At 25.5% G+C, this 24,714-nt stretch carries 24 protein-coding genes; 3 read left to right on the forward strand and 21 right to left on the reverse strand.

The window, feature by feature from the left end:
• The 8 genes from NG904_RS03235 to NG904_RS03270 all read right to left on the reverse strand — a co-directional run bounded on the left by NG904_RS03235 (position 1) and on the right by NG904_RS03270 (position 7,782).
• Positions 1–1,359, reverse strand: coding sequence for a hypothetical protein (locus tag NG904_RS03235; protein ID WP_252229744.1), 1,359 nt, complete (start codon positions 1,357–1,359; stop codon positions 1–3).
• 75 nt (positions 1,360–1,434) lie between these two features.
• The gene (locus tag NG904_RS03240) at positions 1,435–2,154 is read right to left on the reverse strand and encodes a protein phosphatase 2C domain-containing protein (RefSeq protein WP_252229746.1); all 720 of its coding nucleotides are present in this window, start codon (positions 2,152–2,154) and stop codon (positions 1,435–1,437) included.
• Positions 2,155–2,272: 118 nt separating this feature from the next.
• Positions 2,273–2,686: a hypothetical protein gene (locus NG904_RS03245; protein WP_252229748.1), complete on the reverse strand. Its 414-nt coding sequence runs from the start codon at positions 2,684–2,686 to the stop codon at positions 2,273–2,275.
• Positions 2,687–2,949: 263 nt separating this feature from the next.
• Positions 2,950–5,139, reverse strand: a complete 2,190-nt coding sequence (locus NG904_RS03250) for a DNA topoisomerase III (protein ID WP_252229750.1) — start codon at positions 5,137–5,139, stop codon at positions 2,950–2,952.
• A 273-nt stretch (positions 5,140–5,412) separates the two neighbouring features.
• Positions 5,413–5,604 (reverse strand): YwbE family protein, encoded by a 192-nt coding sequence (locus NG904_RS03255; RefSeq protein ID WP_252212375.1) that lies wholly within the window; start codon positions 5,602–5,604, stop codon positions 5,413–5,415.
• Positions 5,605–5,804: 200 nt separating this feature from the next.
• Complete coding sequence (locus NG904_RS03260) at positions 5,805–6,326, reverse strand: metal-dependent hydrolase (protein WP_252212376.1); 522 nt, start codon at positions 6,324–6,326, stop codon at positions 5,805–5,807.
• A gap of 265 nt (positions 6,327–6,591) precedes the next feature.
• Entirely contained in the window at positions 6,592–6,822 is a 231-nt protein-coding gene (locus NG904_RS03265) for a hypothetical protein (protein ID WP_012424825.1), read from the reverse strand.
• A 72-nt stretch (positions 6,823–6,894) separates the two neighbouring features.
• Positions 6,895–7,782, reverse strand: a complete 888-nt coding sequence (locus NG904_RS03270; RefSeq protein WP_252212377.1) for a radical SAM protein — start codon at positions 7,780–7,782, stop codon at positions 6,895–6,897.
• Positions 7,783–8,161: 379 nt separating this feature from the next.
• On the opposite strand from NG904_RS03270, the gene NG904_RS03275 reads away from it, so the two are divergent.
• Positions 8,162–9,877: a methyl-accepting chemotaxis protein gene (locus NG904_RS03275; RefSeq protein ID WP_252229752.1), complete on the forward strand. Its 1,716-nt coding sequence runs from the start codon at positions 8,162–8,164 to the stop codon at positions 9,875–9,877.
• A 91-nt stretch (positions 9,878–9,968) separates the two neighbouring features.
• Here NG904_RS03275 and NG904_RS03280 read toward each other — a convergent pair whose 3' ends face one another.
• The 13 genes from NG904_RS03280 to NG904_RS03340 all read right to left on the reverse strand — a co-directional run bounded on the left by NG904_RS03280 (position 9,969) and on the right by NG904_RS03340 (position 22,463).
• Positions 9,969–10,940, reverse strand: a complete 972-nt coding sequence (locus NG904_RS03280) for an alpha/beta hydrolase (RefSeq protein ID WP_252229754.1) — start codon at positions 10,938–10,940, stop codon at positions 9,969–9,971.
• A 315-nt stretch (positions 10,941–11,255) separates the two neighbouring features.
• Positions 11,256–13,511: a sensor histidine kinase gene (locus tag NG904_RS03285; RefSeq protein ID WP_252229756.1), complete on the reverse strand. Its 2,256-nt coding sequence runs from the start codon at positions 13,509–13,511 to the stop codon at positions 11,256–11,258.
• Complete coding sequence (locus NG904_RS03290) at positions 13,489–14,181, reverse strand: response regulator transcription factor (RefSeq protein ID WP_252229758.1); 693 nt, start codon at positions 14,179–14,181, stop codon at positions 13,489–13,491. The genes NG904_RS03285 and NG904_RS03290 overlap by 23 nt, the downstream gene beginning before the upstream one ends.
• Before the next feature lie 231 nt (positions 14,182–14,412).
• Positions 14,413–14,691: a late competence development ComFB family protein gene (locus tag NG904_RS03295; RefSeq protein WP_252229760.1), complete on the reverse strand. Its 279-nt coding sequence runs from the start codon at positions 14,689–14,691 to the stop codon at positions 14,413–14,415.
• An 18-nt stretch (positions 14,692–14,709) separates the two neighbouring features.
• A complete protein-coding gene (locus tag NG904_RS03300; protein WP_252229762.1) occupies positions 14,710–16,008 on the reverse strand; it encodes a CCA tRNA nucleotidyltransferase in 1,299 nt (432 codons plus the stop codon).
• Positions 16,009–16,166: 158 nt separating this feature from the next.
• Positions 16,167–17,072: a MurR/RpiR family transcriptional regulator gene (locus tag NG904_RS03305; protein WP_252212386.1), complete on the reverse strand. Its 906-nt coding sequence runs from the start codon at positions 17,070–17,072 to the stop codon at positions 16,167–16,169.
• A gap of 173 nt (positions 17,073–17,245) precedes the next feature.
• Entirely contained in the window at positions 17,246–17,956 is a 711-nt protein-coding gene (locus NG904_RS03310) for a pseudouridine synthase (RefSeq protein ID WP_252229764.1), read from the reverse strand.
• Positions 17,957–18,300: 344 nt separating this feature from the next.
• Entirely contained in the window at positions 18,301–18,588 is a 288-nt protein-coding gene (locus tag NG904_RS03315; RefSeq protein WP_252229766.1) for a hypothetical protein, read from the reverse strand.
• 184 nt (positions 18,589–18,772) lie between these two features.
• Positions 18,773–19,822 (reverse strand): hypothetical protein, encoded by a 1,050-nt coding sequence (locus NG904_RS03320; RefSeq protein ID WP_252229768.1) that lies wholly within the window; start codon positions 19,820–19,822, stop codon positions 18,773–18,775.
• Positions 19,803–20,699, reverse strand: a complete 897-nt coding sequence (locus NG904_RS03325) for an ABC transporter ATP-binding protein (protein WP_252229770.1) — start codon at positions 20,697–20,699, stop codon at positions 19,803–19,805. Before NG904_RS03325 ends, NG904_RS03320 begins: the two co-directional genes overlap by 20 nt.
• Positions 20,683–21,081, reverse strand: a complete 399-nt coding sequence (locus NG904_RS03330) for a GntR family transcriptional regulator (RefSeq protein WP_252229772.1) — start codon at positions 21,079–21,081, stop codon at positions 20,683–20,685. Before NG904_RS03330 ends, NG904_RS03325 begins: the two co-directional genes overlap by 17 nt.
• Positions 21,068–21,607 (reverse strand): hypothetical protein, encoded by a 540-nt coding sequence (locus tag NG904_RS03335; RefSeq protein WP_252229774.1) that lies wholly within the window; start codon positions 21,605–21,607, stop codon positions 21,068–21,070. The genes NG904_RS03330 and NG904_RS03335 overlap by 14 nt, the downstream gene beginning before the upstream one ends.
• 205 nt (positions 21,608–21,812) lie before the next feature.
• Entirely contained in the window at positions 21,813–22,463 is a 651-nt protein-coding gene (locus NG904_RS03340) for a hypothetical protein (RefSeq protein ID WP_252212393.1), read from the reverse strand.
• Positions 22,464–22,776: 313 nt separating this feature from the next.
• Between NG904_RS03340 and NG904_RS03345 the strand changes: the two genes are divergently transcribed.
• Together NG904_RS03345 and NG904_RS03350 are read left to right on the forward strand one after the other, a co-directional pair.
• Positions 22,777–23,088 (forward strand): hypothetical protein, encoded by a 312-nt coding sequence (locus NG904_RS03345; protein WP_252229777.1) that lies wholly within the window; start codon positions 22,777–22,779, stop codon positions 23,086–23,088.
• Between the two features lie 201 nt (positions 23,089–23,289).
• Entirely contained in the window at positions 23,290–24,651 is a 1,362-nt protein-coding gene (locus NG904_RS03350; RefSeq protein WP_252229779.1) for an MATE family efflux transporter, read from the forward strand.
• Positions 24,652–24,714 lie beyond the last annotated feature (63 nt).

Consider the following 24,714-nt stretch of genomic DNA (forward strand, 5'->3'; position numbering starts at 1 on the left):
CTATAAACAATCTTTTCCTACCTTTTCAATTGGAAAAGATTGTTCAATTATATTTGAAAAATATTCATACGAATATTTTTTACATAAGCTCAATAAAATTAAATTATCGAATTTATTTGGTATATATAATTCCCCCATACCATTTTTAAGAAGCATTTCATCTGTTATTTCTCTAAAATAAAGCATATTTTGAATTGGATTATCATTCTGATCTTCTGAAAGAGCTAATGACTCTTCTCCAAATTTATCATTTTCTATAATTTGCTTATACCCTGCAGTTAATAAAGAAAATTTAAAGAAACTTAATAAAATTAAATCTTTTCTTATAGGTTCTGATTGACCTATTAATTTTTTATCTATTTTGTCTCTCTTTAATATATTATCTAATAATTCTTTAATGTTAGACTTTTTTATTGATACAAATTCACTAGCACCTTTAGGTTCAATGTTATCATCAATAGTTTCATTATATTTTACTTTTCCTTTGCTTTCTCTAGGTATACCTTCAAGTAAAATTCTTTCTAAAACATCATGATTAAGATCTATATTTGGATATATAAGAGAAAGTAATGTTTTAATATCTTCTATTAATTCTTTGAATTGTTCTTGTATTGTTCTACTTATATTGCTAAAATTAGTTTTATTATCTTTTAAATATTCTAAAAGTTCTTCTTCGTCTTTAATAGCTTTAACTTCATTGGCAAATATGCTTGTATGCTTATATTCATTACACTCATTATCATTGCTTATTATAGAATCATATTTTTCAATTAAATCTTGTGCCTTATTAATTTTCAATTTATATTTATGGCAAAAATAATAAATTATCTCATAAGGATTTCTAAAATTATACCCTTTTTCAGCTAATTCTTTATTTAAAAATGCTGATACATCCTCTGTTTCCATTTCTAAAATAAAGCTTAACTTTTCAAAAATTGTTTCCCTTTTACAATCTTTAGCATTAAGCCACCTTTTTACATCCTGTCTTGTTACAGTTATTCCATTTTTCTCTCCAAGAACTTTCATTAACTCTATATATTCATCTATTGAGCAATCCTTCTCTTGAAAACCATCTAATTTAAAGTTTTTTATATCATCATTATCAAGCCTAATTTCACATACATATTTATATTTATTCTTTTCCTTATACATATCACTTGAAAAACATTCACATATATATCGCTTTAATCCTAGACCTAATATCATAGTATTTTTCTTTTCGTTCAAATACTCAATTATTTTCTCACTGTCACTTTTTCTACTATCAATTTCTCTCTCTATTTCTAATGAAACTTTATCCCAAAAATCATTTTCAGCTTGTTGTGTAAATTTTTTTTGCGGTCTATTACTTTCTGACATCATTTACTCCTTTTACAATATTATAGTCAATTTCATAATATTATTTATAGTATATTATGTCAATAAAAGTCTTAATTAATTATTTTTATCTCTATATGCAATAACATAGCTACAATCATCTGATAAGGATGAATTTATTATTTTTTTATTTATTTTTTCATCTATATCTACATAGTCTTTTTTTATAACTTCATTTAAATTTATACACACTTTATTCTTATCTTGATCATAAAAACAGTCAACTACCCCATCACATAAAATAAAAAATAACTCAACATCATTGCAATATCCTTTATCTATTTCAGTTACTTCATAACAATAACTTGTTGTTGTTAAATACTTGTGTTTATTATTCTTATTACTATCAAAATAAAACAGACAGTTTAAGTTGCCATTTTGAATTTTTCCTATCATTCCATCCCCTAAAAATATAGATATATATTTATTGCCTTTAATTGCAGTTAAAGATAATGTTGATGATAAGTCTTTTATATAATAATTTTTAAGTATACTCTCTTTTCTAAGTGCTCTTGTTACTGCACACAAAACTTCATATTTAATTTTTTCTTCTGACAACTTAAATAAATCATCAAAATTATTTATCATATATTCACATGATGTTTTCACTGCAATTTCAGCACCTATATCTCCATATATAGATGAACCTGAGCCATCTGCTAAGGCAATACATATACTCTCTTTATCTTTAATTGAATATACTTTGTCCTGACAGTTATTATTTAAATCTTTTCTAAATCTACTACCAATACTATTTTCTTTTATAATCCATTCCAATGTTATTAACCTCCTATTTATTTATAAACTTTATATTAACAGCTTTTAAAACTTCTATTAGATAAGTTCTACATATGAATACCCTCTAAAATTATATAAATTTCAAAAAATCATTATATTATTCTTCACTATAATATAAAGTTTCCTCATCAAAATTGACTTTTTCAAGAATAGATTTAAATAATTTTTTAACTTCAATCCATTCTTTTTCTGTTGTAAAAGTTAATATTAATTCATTCTGTTTTTTTATATCCTGTTGCTCTAATGCAAATTTCAATATATTTTCACATTGTTTCTTATCAACAATAAAGTCAGATAAAGTTCTACATTCTTCCCTGTTAAATCTATTTAGCGCTACTGTTACAGCCTTATTATTTTTAAAATCAATTTCAGTTATCTGTATTTTATTATCTTTATTTAAATCTTTAAAATACTTTTTATCATTTGTGAATTCAATTAAGTCCTTATTTTCTAGTAAGGTATATAATTCATAATTTGATTTAATCCTAGTTTTTGCTCTAAATAATTTCATTTTACTCTCCTTAAATGTACATAATTAAAATCTATCTTTTAATTATAAAATTGAAATTTTTAGAGCTGTAATTTTCATTTTTATGTTCTTTTCTCTAAAAACATTCCTTGTATAGTCCAAATTTGCCAAACAAAAAAGAGCCTATTATATTCAACATATAATAGACTATTTTTCATACTTAAAGTTCTATTTTAAATATGTGTTGATATATACAATAGGTAAAGTGGCATTGTATATATCAACACTCTACTAAAACAGAGCATTTATTTAAAATCTTTTAAAAGTGCAGCAAATGGATTATCATTAAATTCTTCTGCTTCCTTCTTCATTTTTTTCATATAATTATTAACTTCTCTTTTATCTACTTTGCCTTTTTTATCAAATCTCTTTTTGAATTGTGATGCTTTTTCTCTAAAATTACAATTTGTGTTTGGACAAACATATATTTGACCTTCACCATGTCCTCTAAGTTCTAATTTCTTCTTACATTCAGGACATCTAGCATTTGTTATTTTAGATACACCTTCTCTGTGACCGCATTCTCTATCTTGACATACATTCATTACGCCATTTTTGCCCTTAACTTCTAGCATGTATTTTCCACATACAGGACATTTTTTACCAGTCATATTATCGTGAATGTATTTATCATTACTGAATTTAACATCTTGAACTAAAGCTGTTGCATAGTTTCTCATGTTAGAAATAAAATTATGAACATCTTCTTTCCCCTTACTTATATCATCTAGTGTCTTTTCCCACTTAGCTGTAAGAAGAGGTGATTTTAAATCTTTTGGTACTAAATCAATAAGTTGCTTTCCTTTTGATGTTGGATATAAATCTTTACCTCTTTTTTCTATTACGAAAGAATTAAATAACTTTTCTATTATGTCTGCTCTTGTAGCAACAGTACCCAATCCTCCAGTTTGACCTAAAGTCTTTGCTGACTCCTTATCTAGCTGAATATATTTTTGAGGATTTTCCATAGCTGATAAAAGTGTACCTTCATTAAATCTTGCTGGTGGTTTAGTTTGATGATTCTTTATTTCTATAGAATTTATCTTTAACTTATCACCTTTTGATAAATTAGGAAGTACTTGTTCTTTTAATACACCGTCTTCACTTGTTTCTTCAAGATCATCATTTTTATCATAAACCATCTTCCAACCTTTAGATTTTATGACTTTACCTTTAGCTTTAAAACTTTCATTTCCAATCTTAACTTTAATTGAAGTCTGAATATATTCAAAAGGTGGTAATAACACACTTAAAAATCTCTTTATAACTAAATCATAAATATTTTTTTCTTCCTTGCTAAGCATTCCAAGTGATACCTTTTGTTCTGTTGGAATTATAGCATGGTGATCACTTACCTTTGAATCATCAACAAAGCTTTTACTACCATGTATAGTTCCTTTTAATATTTGATTAGCAGATGATGAATAATTTCCAACAGATATAGCTTTTAATCTTTCTTTAAGCGTTGGAACTATATCTCTTGTTATATATCTTGAATCTGTTCTTGGATAAGTTAATATTTTATAGTTTTCATAAAGTCTTTGCATTATAGATAAAGTTTGTTTAGCTGAATATCCAAATATTCTATTTGCATCTCTTTGAAGTTCAGTTAAATCATATAAAGCAGGTGAATATTGTTTTTTATTGCTTTCGCTTATTTCTGAAACTTCGCCTTCTTTACCCTTTAATCCTGATATTAATTTCTTTGCTATCTCATTGTCATATATTCTATTATTATTATCATTAGATGACCACTCCATAGCTAAGTTATTATTTTTAGCTATTATAGTGTAATAGTCCTTAGGCTTAAAGTTTTTGATGTCCTCTTCCCTTTGAACTATCATAGCAAGTGTTGGTGATTGAACTCTTCCAGCTGATAATTGAGCATTATATTTGCAAGTTAAAGCTCTAGTAACATTAAGTCCTACAATCCAATCTGCTTCTGCTCTTCCTTGGGCTGCTCTATATAAATTTTCATAAGCAGAACCTGGTTTTAAATTTCTAAAACCATCTAAAATTGCTTTATCCGTTTGAGATGAAATCCATAGTCTTTTTATTGGCTTTTTAACTCCAACCTTGTCTATAATCCATCTAGCAACTAATTCTCCTTCTCTTCCTGAATCTGTTGCAATTACTATCTCAGTTATATCATTTCTAAGCATTTGTTTTTTCACTTCATAAAATTGCTTAGAAGTTTTCTTTATAACACATAACTTCATATTTTTAGGAAGCATTGGAAGAGTTTCCATACTCCATTTTTTATATTTATCTCCATATCCTTCTGGATCTAGTAATGTAACTAAATGACCTAATGCCCAAGTTACTACATAATTATTTCCTTCTATATAAGAACCTTTATTTTGATTACATTTTAATACCTTAGCTAAATCTCTTCCTACTGATGGTTTTTCAGCTAATACAAGAATTTTACTCATTATTTTCTTCCTCTCTCAAAAGAACTCTATTAAAATCTAATTTATAATATAAATTTTAATAGAGCTCTATTTTTACGTCGTATAATTTAATTATATCATAAAGTTATATGTGATATTATGATCTATAAACTTTAGTATATATCTTTCATAATGTTTCTTTATAAAATTTATAAATTATTATTTTATCTTATTCACTATCCAATAGATAATACAGATTTTTATAAACCACGAGCTCATGTGATAATATTCTTACTCACTTAAACCTACTTAAATTTAAAGAATCTTTTGAACTCTTCCGACTACATTATCTTCAAGCATAACTTTAATTCCTCTATGATGATTAGAAGAATTAGTAAGAATTCTCTTAACTATTCCTTCAGTTAACTTTCCTGTACGTTGATCCTCTTTCTTGACAACTAATACCTTAGAACCTATTTTTATATCACATCTATTTGTTCCATTCATAACAGCATTCTCCTCTAAAATTCTTAATGTCTATTGCAAATTCTAACAGTCTTTTACTATCTGCTATCAACTCAATAAACACTTTATTTAATTGTTTATTTATCAATCTATTTTATTTCTCATTATTTTTACACAAGATATTACACTTAACTTGACAATTCATCATATATAAATTTCACAAATAAATATACTACCTCAACTTAATGTTGTGTAAATGTAAATATTGATGTTATTCTTAATAAATCTAATAATATTACTATATTAATAAATATTATTATTCCACAAAAAGTAAATTCCAATTGACTATTAGTTTTTATTTTACCTAATGATATTTTCTTTTTACTTAAGGGATAAAACCAAGGTAATCCCCCAATTGTACAACTATCTAAAATCAAATGAGAAACTATTCCTAAGAATAACCCATTAATAAAAATCAATTGAAGTGTATCTTTAACTGGATATGTCACTATTAAATATAATATTAAATATAATAACGGTGAATGAAAAAGCTTTCTATGACCTGCTAATTTATTTATAACTCTAGATACCGGCTTTGCTTTGTTTCCAATATAACTACTTTTATGATCAATATCCGGTAAAAGACTTCCTAATATAGAACCGCCAACAAATATAGTTACTGGTAATAATTCAATATTGTGCATTTGTGAAGTTATATAAAAACTCGCTAGAATACCTCCATTTATATGAGTTTTATAATTCATTTTTATTCTCCTAATTTTTCTTTGGTTTCTATTAGTATATTGGCTATTATACTACATATTCGCCATATTTCCAAAAAATTAGATATAAAATTGATATTTATTTGCAAACCAAATTAGAATTTACTAAAAAATACACTAAAAAAGCATCTAAACATATAAATTATTTTAGATGCTTCTTAGCTTAATATTTAATTTTTGAAAATTATAATTGAATAAATTCTAATCAGCTTAAATTTAGTTAAATATTTTTGTTACTATGACCTTATTAATTTTCTATCATTGATAATAAATCTTGAACCGCTTTTTTTACCTTGCTAGGTAATTTGTCTAATGCTTTTTCTCTTTTTCTTTCATCTTGTATTTGAGCAATTCTAAGTACTTCTTGTTGAAGTCCAGGTACTCCCTTAAGATCTCCAACTGTTTTATAAAATCTTTGAGCAAATACTGGATCCTGCATTTTTTGTTGAACTTTCATTATCAGCTGATAACCATTCATTTAAAATCCTCCTACTTAAGTTATCATTTCATACTCTTATAGTATTCAGATTTAATATAAATGGTACGAATATTATAAACTTCTTAAATTTCTGTTAAATTCAAATTTTAATCTCATTTCATCATAATTTTCAAGTATTATATCTAATCTTTTAATAAATTCTTCTTTATCTCTTGGTAATTTTCCAGACATTTGTATAAAATTTGATTCATGTTTTGAACTAAACAATGTATTTTCATTAACATTTAAGTTTTTTATCAAAGTTCTTAATTCTACTAATCTTTCCAATTCTGTTGCTTCTTTGAATTTTCCAAGCAAGCAATCTGAATTTAACTTTGTTCCTGACATTAATATTAAAGATAATGGAAAAATCCCCTTACTATTTACTTTATTTAATAATTTTGCTGTATCAGTAGCATTTCTTATTCCTTTACCTGCTCCAGCAACACCAGTCATAACCATACAATAATATCCTATTCCTGCTTCATCTAATTTTCTTAATTGCTCTAAAGCGTCTTTTGAAGCATTTCCTTTATTAATATTTAAAAGAACCTCATCATTTCCACTTTCTAAACCAATATATAAATCATTGATTCCAAGCTTGCGTAATTCTTTTAATTCATCTATAGTCTTTAATTTAATGCTTTTTATTGAAGCATACATAGCTATTGTCTTACATTTAGGTAAATACTTTCTTATTAAAATAGCTATGTTTTTTAATTCTTCTGTATTTAAAATAAATGGATCTCCGTTTAATAAATAAATTCTTGAATCATCTTTATGTAATCTACTTGCTTCTTTTAAGTCCTCTTCTATTTGATTCAAGTCCTCTTTTTGAAATTTTATATTTTTATACATGTTACAATATGCACAGCTATTATGCGAACATCCTGATGTTACTTGTAATAATAAAGTATTTGATTCTATTGGTGGTCTATAAATAATTTTATCGTAATTCATAAAAAACACCTCTACTATTATAATATTATTCTAATTTACACTAGATAAACATTATTTGTAATCATAATGTTTAATCGATTATTAAACATTTTATCCATAATTTATCTAATTTAAACACTTTGTAACTATTCCGTTTTTAAATAAATTTAAGTCATGGAACAATGGTTAATTTTAATAACAAATGCCATAATGCTCTAGAATTTATTGAAAGCAATATAAAGAATTTTCTTTAACTAATAAGTTAGTTAAATCTTTGCACATATCTTTTAATAAATTATCACTAAATTTATACAAATTTAATTTTTTGTAATATATATGCAAAACCTTGTATGTGTTGTATAATTATGTCGAAAATATAAAAAAGGGGGTTCAGAATATAATGAATAATCTTAAGATAAGATTTAAACTAATAATTCTATCATTAATAGCATTAATATTAATTAGTATTATGAGTGGAATCGGATATTATTATATTGCGAAGTCAAATAAAAGCATGGCAGAAATGTATAAACAAAACTTATTAAGTATTGAATGGTTAAATGATAACAGAAATCAAGCTAGAGCTATAGAATCAGATTTATATTACATACTATTAAATATAGAAGACAAAGATACGCAGAACGAAAAATTAAAGGACATTCAAACTAGACAAGAAACTTTTAACACAAATTGGACAAACTTTAAACAAATAGCTAATGAACAATATGCACTAGATAGAATTCCTATTGTTGAAAGTAATCTTAAAAATTTCACAAAAGGAATGAATTCTGCAGTTAAACTAGCAATGGATGGAAAACAGAATGAAGCTCTTGAGGAATTTAAAACTGTTGAAAGTAATCAATCTGAATTTCAAACAAACTTAAAAGAAATTGCTATATATAATTCTCAATTAGCAAATAGTCTAAATAATCAAAATAATGAAGATTTTAATCTTTCTAAAAAATTATTTGGAGTAATATTTTTTATTATCGTATGCCTTGGTTATGTAGTAACTTTTACAATTTCAAGATCTATCTCAGTTCCATTAACTACTGCTGTAAATCATTTAAAACGTGTATCCACAGGGGATTTCACAATTACTCTTCCTGAGAAGTTCATGAGAAGAAAAGATGAAATAGGTGAAATTTCAAATGCAATAACTGGTATGCAAAACTCATTAAAACTTTTGATTGGAAATGTAAAAGGTGAATCTGACAGTATTAAAACTATAGTAAACACTATTTCAGAAAATATAAATAATTTAAATGAAAATATAGAAGATGTATCCTCAACTACAGAAGAATTATCAGCAGGAATGGAAGAAACTGCTGCATCAACACAAGAAATTAATGCAACAGCAGATGAGATAGAAAAAGCTGTTGACTCTATATCAAAAAAAGCTCAAGAAGGTGCTATAGAAGCTTCTGAAATAAATAAAAGGGCAATAACTACTAAACTCAATGTTAATAATTCACAAGAAAAAAGTATAAATATTTTTTCACAAACTAAATATAAATTACAAACAGCAATAGAAAATTCACAAGTAGTACAACAAATTACTGTATTATCAGAATCAATAATGCAGATATCAACTCAAACAAATCTTTTAGCATTAAACGCTGCAATTGAAGCTGCACGTGCTGGAGAAGCTGGACGTGGTTTTGCAGTGGTTGCAGATGAGATAAGAACACTTGCAGAAGAATGTAAAAATACAGTTATTGAAATACAAAATATAACTCAAAAAGTTGTAGTATCAGTTGATGATTTATCATCTAGTTCTAATGAATTATTAAATTTTGTTTCTGAAGATGTACAAAGTGATTATAATACAATGTTAAATATAGCAGATCAATATAGTACAGATGCAGAATTTGTAAGTAATCTTGTACTAGAATTCAGCTCTACTTCTGAGGAACTTTTAGCTTCACTCCAACAAGTAACAGAAACAATTGGACATGTATCTATGGCTTCAAATGAAGGAGCAGACGGAACTTCAAATATTGCTGAAAAAGTATCAAATATAAATGAAAAGTCTAATACAATTATGGAAGAAGTACTAAAATCCAAAGAAAGTGTAGAAGAATTAAATAACCAAATATCTAAATTTAAAATTTAATATAAAAGTTGTTAATGAGATAAAAGTGATATCTAGTATTATAAAAATCTAGATATCACTTTTATAAATGCTAATTTTATTTTTATATAGTTTACACAGAGTTAATATACTTATCAACAAATTTCTTTATAGTATTCCAATATAAATCTGGATTAACTTTATGAGCCTTACAATGCCCTGCTTCTTTTACTATTAATATTTCTTTTTCACATTTCGCTGCATTATATACCTTATCTAGCATAAAATATGGTACAAATTTATCTTCCTCTCCATGAATAAATAATATGGGGGTCTTTGATTTACTAACTTGTTTTATAGCTGAAGCTTCTTTTAAAAAATATCCTGATTTCATTTTAGTAATAACGCTTGCTGCATACATTATTGGAAATTTAGGTAATTTAAACATACTTTTTAATTGATATGAAAATTCATCCCAAGCTGATGTGTAACCACAATCTTCTATGATAGCCTTAACATTACTTGGAAGATTTTCACCTGATGTCATCATAACAGTACTTGCACCCATAGAAATACCATATAATAAAATTTCAGATTCTTTATCTTTATTTACTATATAATTAATCCATTCAATAATATCTTTTCTATCGTGCCATCCCATACCAATATAATTCCCCTCACTTTTACCATGACCTCTCAAATCTGGTATTACTATATTATATCCCATTTCATAAAATGCCTTTGCTCTACTTCCCATTCTCATACCTTCACCAGTATATCCATGAACCATAACAACCCATTTTTGTGAATTATTAGTATATAAGATTTGATATCCATGAAGATTTAAATCATCAAATGACTTTATATATATATCATTATACTTTGATGTATTTAAAATCCATTCTCTATCTTCTTCTCCATCCTCTCCGCTAGTTTCATCTTTCTTTACTACTTCACTTCCAAAGTTTTTGTTGCTATCAAATACTTTATCTTTTGATATATTGGGATTAAGTGAAAAATTATAAAAATAGTTTCCTGCAAATATAAGTAAAATTATAATTATTAATAATGCAATACATATTGTTAGTATTATCTTATCTTCCATTATTATCTTTATCTCCTATTATTTAATTTATATACACCATACTCTTAAAACAATCATTTATTTCTTACTTTTTCATCATATAGTTATATATTATCATATTTTCAACAGACTGTCTGAAAATAAAGATTATAAAAATCAAAGTCTAATTCCACCTTATACTACAATATCAATATTCCATTAATATGTAATACAAGAAAAAAAGACTATCTTAAATATACAAATATATTTTTTGAGATAGTCTTTTTATATATCAAATTCCTAAATCTACAAACCTATATAAAATTAATATTTTAAATAATACTAATCTTATAAGTTTTAAGCTTTTTTCAAATTAACTGCTACCTTAAATAAATCTCCATCAATACTAATAGTAAACTGTCCGCCTTGTAATTCAACTAAACTTTTTGCTATTGATAATCCAAGTCCTGATCCTTCTGTTGTTCTCGAACTGTCACCTCTTTTAAACCTCTCTAGTATTTCTTCTTCAGTAAAATCAACTTGATATTCTGATATATTTTTAAATACTATTGATATATATTCATCTTCTTCACATACTTCAATATATACCCTAGAGTTCTTCATAGAATACTTAAGTATATTAGATATTAAATTTTGAAATACCCTAAAAGTCTTTTTCCCATCAGCATATATAGATAATTTTTTTTCAGGTATGTTTTTTATAAATTGTAAATTAGATTTTTCTATTTCATTTTCAAATTCCCCTATAGTTTGTCTAATAAGGGCTACTAAATCTAAATTTTCCATTTCTAATTCTAAATTTCCAGATGCTGCTTTTGAAGCTTCAAATAAATCTTCAATTAAAACCTTTAGTCTTAATGATCTTTCCTTAAGAATTTCAAAATACCTTTTTTTATCTTCTTCTGAAAGATTGTCTCTATCTAATAAATCTATATAATTAATTATAGAAGTTAGGGGAGTCTTTAAATCATGGGATACATTCGTAATTAATTCTCCCTTCATTTTTTCACTCTTAACTGCCTTATCTATAGCCTTGTCTAACCCATCTTCTATATTCATAACATTATTCGCTATCTCTTTAAGAATTATTGCTCCTTTTACATCAATTTTATTATTATAATTTCCTTTTAAAATGTTATCTGTGCCAATTTTTATTCTATTGATATCTCTTGCAGTATAGAATAAATATATTATTACAAATACTGTGCCTAAAATAGCTGGCATTAATGCAAAGATATTATAAGGCCATTCAAAATTATCTCCCACAGCATAACCTTCTATAAATATTAAAATTATATATATAATAAATCCTATTATTGATATTACTAATCTTGAAAATGTTGATTTTATTAAAAAACTTTCTTTTATTAACTCTTTTATCTTGCAAAGTTTTTTTCTAATAAAATTATATATTCTATAAAGTATAGATTTTTTATAAATATAATCCTTTATATTTATTTCTTTATTTAATAAATATAAATTTCTTATGTCTGATGCCACTAAATATATTGATATAATATCTAATACAATAATAGTATATAAATTAGTCCAATATATTATATCATGTGAAAATATTAAACATATTATAGGTACTGCAAAAACTAAACACCTTATTTCAATAAATAAATTCTTGTAAAGTCTTATTATAAAATTATCCTTTAATATCAAACATAATTTTTGTTTATACTTCCTTATTAAAAGAATTATTATAAAAACATCTAATAAAGTTAAAATTAGAAAAGCATATCCCTTAAAATTTTCTTCATTTTTTTCATTAATGTCATTGGCTATTTCATCACCACTTTTTAATGGGTTTGATATCCTAACAATAACTTGTTTATTATTATAAAGATTCTGTATTCCATAATAATTATGTGTTCCATTAAGGGATTCTTTTAAACTGTTTGAAACATTAATTTCTTCTGGAACTTTATAATTAATATTTAAAAACATAATATAATACTTATAATTGCTTTGAGTTTCATTTATAATATCATTTTTTGATTTACCTTTAATATTTGTTATAGGTTCTTCTTCTTCATTCTTTTCTATATAATATTCTACATTTCTATACTCTGCAAGATATTGATATTTGTCTTCTAAGTAATCTTGTATACTTTTTATACCCTCTTCTCTATATGCTTCATCACCTTGTTTAAGCTTTTCCTCTAATTTATTGCGTCTATCTACCATTTCATTATAATATTCATTGTGTTCTAGAAATTTAAACTTTTCCTCATCACTTTCAGGTAAATTATTGTTTTCTTCATTATCACTCATAAAATTTTTAATTTCATTTGTAACATCATTCAAACTACCTCTATCAACATTCTCTAAGTATTTTATTTGATTTTGTATAGCTTCTTCTTTTAGACTTCCATCTGATTCATTAACATAATAATTCATGTCCCTTGCTAAAAGACATACATTGTTCATAACATCTACTAAAAATTTTTCAACCTTCGTATTCTTTTGAGTTCTAATAAATTTATTGGATGAGCTCATAAAAATAGGTAAAATCATAATACATAAGAGTAAAATCAATAAATTAGTATGTCTGATTTTTTTGTTATTTTTCAATTTTATATCCAATTCCCCATACCACCTTTAAATATCTTGGTTCTTTAGGATTTATTTCTATCTTTTCTCTTATCCTTCTTATATGAACGGTAACTGTATCCACATTATTAAAGACCGGTTCATTCCAAACTCTTTCATAAATTTCTTCAATGGAAAAAACCCTGTTTGGATTATCCATAAGAAGAGTCAAAATCTTAAATTCCAATGGAGTTAATCTTATATTCTCACCATCTACAAATACTTCTTTACTCTCCTTATTTAGTTCTATCCCTCCTACTGTAATCACATTGTTATTTTCTTTTAAAGGAGAAAACTTAGTATACCTTCTTATTTGAGAGTTAACTCTTGCTATAAGTTCTAGTGGATTAAATGGCTTAGTTATATAATCATCTGCCCCTAAGTTTAAACCTAATATCTTATCAGTATCTTCTGATTTAGCTGAAAGCATTATTATTGGAATCTGTTTTTCTTCTCTTATCTTAATAGTAGTTCTAGTCCCATTCATATTCGGCATCATTATATCCAATATAACAAGGTGTATATCTTGCTTATCTATAACTTCTAATGCTTGTATACCATCATAAGCTTTGAAAATTTTATACCCTTCGTTAACTAAATATACCTCTATTGCTTCAGTTATTGTCTTATCATCATCAACAACTAAAATATTGTAACTTTTCATTTGATCCTCCTTAATAATTTAAAATTCATGTTAATTTTACCATATTTTATTAGTTGATAGAAAATCTAATCCTTTTAGGCTTTTAAATATGCCTTATCTTTATAATAAAAGTAAAATATTACAAAACCCTCATTGAAATTCTTAAGAATTTCGAAAGAAAAAACTGACTTAAAATTATATTTAAATAATTTTAAGTCAGTTTATAGGATTTTTAATTAGTTATATATCACTCTAAAATGTTTCATCTGTATGTTTAGGATATTTTTTTACTGTTTCTATTGCTTTAGAAACCTCTATTACTATATCAGTCTCAAATTGCTTATACATCCCACTTATTTTAGCCATTATTTCACCTTTATTTGTTGATACATAATATGGTTTTAAATTATTAAGGGCAAGTGCAAAAATATCTTTTTTGCATTTATCACATTTGCACATATCATTTTCAATTAATAACTTTTCCATACACTCTTTTACCCATATTTCCATATAATTTATTGCTTTTTCCATAATAACCTCACATCTTCCTTATAAATTTATTTTTTCTTTTACAATATCTATAAGGATTTCTTTATTATTTAAGTCTGGATTTATAATTACTAATTCTAATAATTCATTTAACATTTCACCAATGTTCTTTCCTTTTTCAAGACCTAAACTTATCAAATCCTCACCATTTATATTTAAATTCTTTAAGTTAAAACATTCATTATTAAAAATTACGTCTTTAAGATTTTCTCTAATATATAGCAACTTTGATAACCTTTCTTCCTTATATGATGGATTTTGAGATAATATTTCAGCTTCTTTTACTTTTAACAAATCTTCAAACAAATCTAAGTTAATTAAATTTAATATTTGTTTTATTTCTAATTTTGTATTTAAAGAATTATTCATATACCTTATCAAAGTTGTAACTTTATTTACTGTATAATTATCATATTTAAATTCTTTTAAAAACTTTTTAACTTGTAAAATAGTATACTCTATATCTTCATTGTTTATTTTAATTAAATTATGAAATAACATAGTTAATTTTAAATATAGTTTTTTTTCTATTGCTTCAGTAGCCATAATTGTATGAGCATATAAATTATCATTATAATATATATTATCAATTTTGAAGTCATAAAACTTAATTATTTCTGGAACAATATACTCAATTAGGCCCGTTTCTCTTAAAACATCAATACCTTTTGTATTACTCAAAAGTATCTTATTAAATTCTTCTCTAATTCTTTCTTTGGATATGTTTTTTATACTATCTCTTAAGTTTTTTATTGAATTTAATGTCTCATTTGAAATACTAAAATTTAATTGTGATGAAAATCTTATAGCTCTTAACATTCTTAACGCGTCTTCAGAAAATCTTTTTTCTGAATTACCTACTGTTTTTATAACTTTTTTCTTTAAATCACCTACTCCTTCAAAATAATCTATTAATCCATCTACTTTATTATATGCCATAGCATTAATTGTGAAATCTCTTCTTGCTAAATCTTCTTTTAAATTTGATACAAAATTTACTTTTTTAGGATGTCTACTATCTTCATATTCTCCATCCATTCTATATGTAGTCACTTCATAACCTTCTGAATTTATAAGTACAGTTACTGTGCCATGTTTAACCCCTGTTAATATAACTTTATCAAACAATTTTATAACTTCTTCGGGTCTTGCTTTAGTTGTTATATCCCAGTCTTTAGGAATATTATTAAGTATACTATCTCGTACACATCCACCAACTATATAAGCTTCATGACCATTTTTCTTTAGAGTTTCAAGAATAAATCTAACATCATCTGGAATATTAATGTTAAAATTCATATTTAAAATCCTTTCTCAAATATCTCGTGTACTATACAACAAGATATTGTATTTTTATTATTATATACTACCATTAAGTCTCAAAATATCAAAATTTATAAAACAAAAACCTTAAGGAAATAAGTTTAATAATTTCCTTAAGGCTTTTCAAATAATTATTAATCATCAGCTACATTTCTATTATTATAAGAATACACATTGTAATCTTTCCATATTTGTTCTAAACTACCAAACGTAGTTGAAATACGATCTTTTTCTCTCATTCCAACTGCAATAACCAATGCATTTATTACAGATAAAGGAGCTACTAATGAATCAACAAATGATGCCATATTACTTTGAGCAATTAAAGCATAATCTGCTTTAGACGCTAAAGGTGATAATAAACTATCTGTTAATGCTACTACTTTTGCTTTTCTGTCTTGTGCAAAAGCTAATACGTCTATAGTTTTAGCAGCATATCTTGGAAATCCTATTCCAATAACTAAGTCATCTTCGCCTATATTTATCATTTGTTCAAAAATATCTGAAATTCCATAGCTTACAATTCTTACATTTTGAAGAATTACATTTAAATAAAAACCTAAAAATTCTGCCAGTGCAGTTGAACTTCTAAGACCTATGATATATATCCTTTTTGCTTCAAATATACTTTGTACAACATTTTCAAAAACATTTTGGTTTATCTTCTCTAATGTTGCTCTGATATTTTCCATATCAGCTTTAAGTACACCCTTTAATGCATCTCCATCACTATAGTAGTCATTTTGAAGTTCTATTCTTTGAACAGTTGTAAGTTTATTTTTTATAAGTTCTTGTAATGCTTTTTGTAACTTAGGATATCCTGAGAATCCTAATTCATTTGCAAATCTTACAACAGTTGATTCTGATACCCCAACTGAAGTTCCAAGCCTTGCTGCCGTCATAAATGCAGCTTTATCATAGTTCTTTAATATGTATTCTGCAATTAATTTTTGACCTTTGCTTAATCTTGAAAATTTAATTTGAATTAGTCTCATTAAATCTTTAGTATTTTCATTATTATCATTATTTATATCATTCATGTTTTTTTATCACCCTATCGTTCACAATATTGAATAATATTCATTTAAATTCTATCATCTTACAATCATATATTCAAGGAATATTGAAATATTAAGAATAAAAACTCTTAATTTGCAAGTTATTACTGAAAATCATTCATTTATATCAGCAAATTTATTAAAACAACATGATTTTATAAGTTTCTTATATAATTTAACTCCTCAATAGTTAATTCTCTCCACTCACCTTTTTTTAGATATTTTAATTGTATTTCTCCTATTGACACTCTGTTTAGTGATAATACTTCATGATTTATAGCTGTACACATTTTTCTTATTTGTCTATTTTTCCCTTCATGAATACATACTTCAACTGTAGATTTTCCATTTTCATAACTTAAAACCTCTAGACTCGCTGGTGCTGTTACATAGCCTCCAATATCGATTCCTTTATTAAAAGTATCTATGTCCTTTTTTGACACTTCACCTTTAACTACTGCTATGTATTTCTTATTTAGTTCTTCTCTTGGGTGAATTATTTTATTATATATGTCTCCATCATTTGTTAATAAAATAAGCCCTGAGCTATCATAATCTAATCTTCCAATTGGATATATTCTTTCACTCACTTTAACTAAGTCTAAAACTGTTTTACGTCCCTTTTCATCCTTTGCAGAAGTTATATATCCTTCAGGTTTATTAAGAATTATGTAAACTTTATTTTCTTCCTTAGTTATTAAACTACCTTTGTATTCAACTTTATCTTCTACAGGATTTACTCTAGTTCCAAGTTCTGTTACAATTACTCCATTAACTTTAACTTCTCCATTTAATATTATCTCTTCGCATTTTCTTCTTGAAGCTACGCCACAACTTGCCATATATTTTTGTAATCTTTCTTCCATAATACTAATCAACTCCATAAAATAAACATTTATTTAAGTAACACTTAGTTTTTAATAAATCTATACTAAGTGAAATTATCTTAAATACATATAAATTAATTTTTTATATTGCATTAATAAATATACCATAATTTTTATATTAATTGATATTAAAATTATAATTATAAATAATAAACCTAAGTTTCTTAATACTTTCCTCTCAAGAAGAATAGGAATTAGCATAAGAAACTGGTTTATTATTTTAATAGATTACATGCAAATAGAGGCTATATTGCCTCTATTCACATAATAAAGTGACTTTGCAATCTGCGTCACTATTATTCTATTTGTCTAAAAATCGGAAATTACCAGCATCCTCCGCCGAAGCCACCACAGCCTCCGCCAAATCCGCCTCCGCCAAATCCGCCAAATCCAAATAGAAGTAATATTATCCAGATCCATGAGAATCCACCGAATCCTCCACCAAATCCGCCTCCGCCGAAGCCTCCACCGCATCCATTATTGCAGCATGGATTGCAACATGGGTTACAGCATGGATTGCAACATGGGTTACAGCATGGAGTACAACATGGTTTACAACATGGTTTGCAACAGCATTCGCATTTACAACAATCACAAGATTTCTTTGACATGTTTACCAACTCCTATTCTTTCGTTTAGTATATATTATTCAAACTTTAAATTTTGTGTTCTATTGTTTAAAAATAATTTTTCATACTAGTTACTAGATGTTATTCTTAGAAATCCTATACTTTCCTAGACATTAAAGAAAGAGTCATACCAAACAATTTTGATATGACTCTTCTCTAATAAATTTTATGCTAACTTTTTTGATATTTTTTTAATTATCATATATATTATAATTCCTACTATAGCTGATAAGCCAAAATCTACTCCAAAGCCAATTAAATAATCATTAATAGATATTTTTTCAACTAAATAGTATGAGCTAATAAATTGTTCTTTATAATTTCCTAGTATTAAATCGCTTAAAATTATACCAGATGAAATTGCTATATATACTATCACCAAATTTTTGCTCCATGCAGATCCAAAAAATCCCACATTAGTTTCTAAAGAATTTTTTCTTTGAATATAGTTTAATATAACCAAAGAAACTACTATGATCATTATAAGTATGCATGATGCTATAAATAAATTTCTCATTCTAATTTGATTAGCACATGTATATCCATCAAAAAGTCCAGATGAATTAAATCTATTTAACTCTTCAATGGTACGTTCTCTAAAACTCACTCTATTTATCCACATAAAATAATAATTATCAAATTTTCTAATAATTGAAAATACAAATGAAAATGGTATTATAATCATAAACATTATGCCAACCATATTATTAGAAAACATAGCTTCTATAGTAAGCATTATTATTATTCCTAGTATTCCAAATAATACAATTCTTATAATTTCAACCATAATTATAGTTGAATATCCATTAATTATTACAAAGCTATCCATATTCCTAATATAGAATGTAGCTGCTATATATAAATATATCAGAATAAAAAATACTAATGTAATCATATAACAAAACAATTCATTAAATTTTATTTGTTTCTTAGTATATGGACCACTTGATAAAAATATCTCAGTATTTCTTTTGTTATTTCCAAAAGTCAAAACATATATTACTAAAAATATTAATCCTAATACAAAATATTGCTCTAATCCTGCCGTTTTAAAACTATTAGAATCTAATTTCTCAACACCATACATTACACTTCTATACACACTACCAATTAAAGAATTAGCATATACCCCCCAAAATAGAATGCCTGCAATTATTGCAAATTTAGCAGAATTAAACCATTGATAAATTAAAGCCTTATTTAAATATCTTTTCATTGTTCTCCTCCTTATCTACTTTGTAAATAAAGATATCTTCTAAGCTTAAATCTATTTCTTCCATAAACAATGGATTAAACTTATTTAAAGCTTTTATAAATTCTTCATCATATTGTTCTGTTATAATTGTAAATACTCGTCCAACTTTAGATATCTTAAATACTCCTTTTAATTCTAAATCCTCTTCATATGTTGGCTTATCAAATGCTACTTGTATTTTCTTTATTTTATTTTTCATATTTTCAATAGAATTTTTATAAGAAACTTTTCCTTCATCCAATATAGCCACTTCATCACATATTCTTTCTAATTCGCCAAGGTGATGAGAACTTATTATAATAGTAGCATTATTATTAGCAACTTCATCTATAAATATCTTTAAAAGCTTATTTTTCACTATTGGATCAAGTCCAGATGTTGGTTCATCTAAAATCAAATATTTTGCTTTAATTGAAAATGCTAATGCCAAAGATAATCTCATTTTCATTCCCTTTGAAAATTGAAACACAAATTTATTTAATGGTAGTTTAAATATTTCATTTAATTCATTAAATCTATCAATATCAAAATTTTTATATGCATAATTATAGTATCTCAAAACTTCCTTAACTTTAAAATTATAAAAGAATGTATTTTCATCTGCTACAAATCCAATATTTTCTTTAACTTTTGGATTATTATACACATTTTCATCATTGTATTTAACTTCTCCTTTGCTTGTTTTATAAATTCCACTTAAACATCTAAGCAAAGTAGATTTGCCTACTCCATTAGGACCAATTATCCCAAATATTTTTCCTTCATTTATATTTAAATTAATATCTTTTAAAATTTCTTTATCATCTATCTTAAAAGATAAATTACTTACCTGAATCACGATCTTTTCCTCCTAATTCATCAAATATTACTTGTACTATATTTAAAAATTTCTCTTTGTCTATTGAAACATAACTTGCCTCTAAAATTAAATTCTTTAATTCTTCTCTAATTTTCTCTAATTTTTTTGAGTCAGTAGTTGATTTTATATTATGAGTTATAAATGTTCCCTTTCCCCTCAATGTTTCTATAATACCCTCTCTCTCTAATTCCCTGTAAGCTTTACTTATAGTATTGGGATTTATAGTTAATATCGATGATAATTCTCTAACTGATGGTAATTTTTCACCTTCATTTAAAGCGCCCTTTAAAATTAATTCCTTAATTCTAAGTTCAACTTGTTCATATATAGGAGTACTGCTCCTTGGATCAACCTTTATCATTATGATTCTCCTTAATTATTTCTCCATTATCATCTATATCCCAAATACTGATATAATCTATTACTTTTCCTTCACCTTCATCTACTAATATCATATCTATCATCTGTTTATTTAAAGAATTTGCCCTTGGGTACTGTGTATCCGCTTTAATCCTAACAACATTAATATTATCTTGTATTTTATAATTAGATAATCTTGATGCAGCATTAATATACTCCTTCTTTATTGAGTTAATCTCTTCTTCATCTAATTCTTGTTTTTCTATGTTACGAATAGTTTCATAATCTATTGCTGATCCTGCAATTCTTTTTCTTAATGAAAGACACTCACTAAATTGCTTGCTAGCCACCCAGTCACTTTTTTCATTAAATACTATAGTTTTATTGTTTTCTAATTGATTTAATATTTCATCTGTGGTATTAAAATGTACTTGCTTTCTGTATATCTTATCACTAGATCCTATGCAAAGTAGTGCTGTCATAACTACAAATCCACCTAAAGCTACTACTATTTTAGATTTTCTCATATACTTACCTCCTTGTATTAAGTGTATTACTTTATATAGTACACTTTTATTATAATAAACTATAACTTATAAAGATATTAGTTATTTCTTAAAAAACTCTTAATATTATGTTCATATCTATTAAGAGTTTTTTTAATTAATAGGTTTTAACTTAATGCGTAATTATGTCATAAAATATTATTAAATTATCAACATTATTTAATAACTATTCATACATGTCTTTTTTAACAATTAACTGTATTCCATCTTTATTTTTTATATATTTAAATTCTTTATTTGCACTATGTACAAATTCTTCTATCCACTTACTTCTTAAATGGTAAAAATAATTAACATCTCCATGCTCTTTATTCCAGATAGTCTCATGAACACAAATTTTTATTTTCCATTCAATATTATTTTCATTTGATGAAATAATTTCATTTACTTTATCACTAGGTATTCCATCTAGTATATACTTATATATACCCTTAAATATCTGTGGAGCTGTTTTTAAATCTACATGTTTTTCTAATAGTTCTTCAGCAGCCTTTTTTCCTTGATTTTTATAAAGAATTTCAAGTTTATCTTTTGCGTTACTATTATTATTTATAATTCTTGTAATCCATGCAGCAGTTCTTTCTTCTGCTGAAGTAATCTTTTCTTGTAACCATCTACTGACATCATTTATATCAACCATTTCTTCTAAAGGAAGATTCGGAAGCTTTGGCCCATATTCTTCATTTATTTCTTTAATTAAAAGTTCAATATTTAAGCCCTCATTTTCAGCTAAATTAATTATATCTTCTTCTAAACTTTCAAACCATAAAATTTTATTAAATAACACATAATGTGCTTCTTCAATGTACAAACTCATAAAATTCCTCCTAAGATATATAACTTAATATAAAGTATACTATCTTTTATTAATTCATTATAAATAAATAAAAAAGATTTTATAAATCTTTTCATTCTTTTAACAAATACTATACTTTTATTATTCACTTTTATTAATAGAATTATAATGCAAATTAGCTATTTAAATTACACTTATTTAAGAATTAAAATTTTCTTTATAGTAATACTAAAATTATAAGTTTTAATTAAGTTCAAATGTATTACTTAAATACAAACAAATATACAATTAATTTAGAATACATTTTACATAATATATTAGGAGGATTCAATTTATGAATAATAAAGAAAGCAATAAAATTAACCATGTTCCTTTTTTAAAAACTGATGTTTATAAAAGCAGTACCGATGCTGATTTTATAACCAATTTAAATAAAAGTATAGAAAATACAGTATTAGGAGATGACTTTTCAAATGCCACAGAAACAACATATGAAAATCCACACCCTCAAGAAAATTTGAAGGATACATTAGTTGAATCTTTAGAGTTAACTGAACATGGACGAAAGGTCTTAAACAATACCTCAACCTCAAAAAGTAATATAGATTTAAGCTCAATCTCAAACTTATCCAATAAATTACTATAATCTATTACTTGAAAGAGCTTAATTAATATGATACAATTCATTAGTCTAGTATATTGAATTATATACCCCACTTTTTACTGTTTCTTGGAACCAAAACAGTAGTAAGTGGGGTTTTTTTATTATTTAGGACATTATATTATTTTATTAACCTGAAAATGAACTTGATACAGTCACTTTTTATTTAAGAAAGGAACGAAAATAATGGAAACAATAACTAAAAATAAAATGGGAATAAAACCTGTATTTCCGCTATTGATGTCAATGTCTTTTCCACCTATGATTTCAATGTTTGTACAAGCTCTCTATAATATTGTTGATAGTATGTTTGTTGCTAGAATAAGCGAAGATGCATTAACTGCTGTTTCTCTTGCTTTTCCACTCCAAAATTTTATTATAGCAGTTGCTGTTGGTACAGGTGTGGGTATAAATTCTTATATATCTCGTAAATTAGGGGAAGAAAGTTTTGATGATGCAAATAATGCAGTAACTCATGGATTAATTCTTGCATTCATAAGTTGGATAGGATTTATTCTTTTAAGTATTCTTGCAATAAAACCTTTTTTTAATTTATTTACAAATTCAGAAAATATATTTAACTTAGGCTGCAGTTATTCATATATAGTTATTATTTTTTCTTTTGGTTCATTAATACATATCGCAATAGAAAAAGTATTACAATCTACTGGAGAAATGCTTTATCCAATGATGCTACAAATATTTGGTGCTGCTATGAATATAATACTTGATCCAATTATGATATTTGGATTATTTGGATTTCCTGCATTAGGAATTAAAGGAGCTGCTATAGCTACTGTAATTTCACAAATTAGTGCTATGTCCTTAGCTGTTATCATTTTGGTATTAAAAAAACATCACGTTAAAGTCAAGACTAACAATTTTAAATTTAGTTTCCCTCTTGTTAAGGAAATATATACAGTAGGATTTCCTTCAATATTAATGTTATCATTAGATTCTATTTTAGTTATGGGATTAAATGCTATACTAGTTAACTTTTCTAATTTGGCAGTATCATTATTCGGTATTTATTTTAAATTACAAACCTTTGTATTTATGCCGATAAAAGGGTTAACTCAAGGTGCAATGCCTATAATGGGATATAATTATGGAGCTAATAACAGACAACGTTTAATTATTACTTTAAAATCAAGCTTAATTGTGTCTATAATTATTATGATACTTGGTAATATACTATTTGCTGTATTTCCTGATAAATTACTTATGTTATTTAATGCATCTGAGGAAATGCTTTCTCTTGGAACTGTTGCATTACGTGTAATAAGCATTAGTTATATTGCAGCATCATTTAATTTTATATTTCCCACATTATTTCAATCTATTGGAAATGGACTTTATAGCTCAGTTATATCATTAATGCGTCAACTTATAATTATATTGCCTATTTCATATATATTATCAAAATCAATGGGACTTATGGGAGTATGGATTTCATTCCCTATTGCAGAGATAATATCTGCTATAATTTCAGTTTTATTATTTGTTCGCATATATAAAAGGGAACCCATATTTAAAAAATCAAACTAGTACATTTATAAAATAAAAAGGTGTATATAGTAATTTTTATTTATAAAGTGGACCCTATGTCAA

Source organism: Clostridium sp. ZBS15, from assembly GCF_023845705.1.
GTDB classification, from domain to species: domain Bacteria; phylum Bacillota; class Clostridia; order Clostridiales; family Clostridiaceae; genus Clostridium; species Clostridium aquiflavi.